This window comes from Lysinibacillus sp. GbtcB16 (assembly GCF_019091145.1).
Taxonomy (GTDB): domain Bacteria; phylum Bacillota; class Bacilli; order Bacillales_A; family Planococcaceae; genus Lysinibacillus; species Lysinibacillus fusiformis.
This window is the reverse complement of record NZ_JAGXJV010000727.1, coordinates 1-246: the sequence shown is the minus strand read 5'-3', so window position 1 is coordinate 246 and position 246 is coordinate 1. Positions and strand designations below refer to the sequence as shown.

The window sequence follows — 246 nt, the reverse complement described above, 5'->3', positions numbered from 1 at the left end:
TGTATGCCCTCGATTAAGGCAGCTTCAGCAGCATTCGCACGGGGCACGCAGATCCGTTTAATTCCGTGTTGTTTAGCTGCATGGACCATGGAGAGTACCCCAGGTACTGGTCTTAGCGATCCGTCAAGCGCCAATTCTCCAAGAAATAAAGTCATCTCCACACAATCCGGAGCCACTTGTCCAGTCGTCATTAGAATGGCTATAGCGATAGCCAGATCGAAAGATGAGCCTTCCTTGCGTAAGTCC

The 246-nt window shown here is 50.4% G+C and carries 1 protein-coding gene; it reads right to left on the bottom strand.

What is annotated here, in order from left to right:
• On the bottom strand, window positions 1–246 hold a 246-nt coding region (locus tag KVT27_RS25735; RefSeq protein ID WP_305799947.1), incomplete at both ends, for a magnesium chelatase domain-containing protein.